The sequence below is a fragment of the Priestia sp. SIMBA_032 genome (assembly GCF_046535215.1).
GTDB classification, from domain to species: domain Bacteria; phylum Bacillota; class Bacilli; order Bacillales; family Bacillaceae_H; genus Priestia; species Priestia aryabhattai.
The window spans coordinates 1-258 of sequence record NZ_JAWRXD010001019.1; the positions used below are offsets into that span (position 1 = coordinate 1).

General features: G+C 45.3%; 1 protein-coding gene. It reads left to right on the top strand.

The features are described 5' to 3' along the window. Nucleotides 1-258, top strand: a 258-nt coding sequence (locus SB717_RS37430) for a PTS transporter subunit EIIC (RefSeq protein ID WP_410908186.1), incomplete at both ends; no start/stop codon positions are given.

A 258-nucleotide genomic window follows, 5' to 3' on the forward strand; every position in this document is an offset into this window, starting at 1 on the left:
GCTTGTTGCGTCAGGAATTATAAACGGGGTTGCTAACTTTGCGAAAAATGCTGGTGCTGATCCAAATGCAACGTGGTTACAAATGTTACTACTCATTGGCGGCGGTATCTTTACATTCTTAGGAATTTTAGTCGGCTGGAATACAGCGAAAGAATTTGGCGGGACACCGGTTCTTGGGGCAATTGCTGGTATTTTAATTTTCAACCCGGCGATGGCAAACGTAAAATTGTTTGGTGAAGCATTAGTGCCCGGACGGGG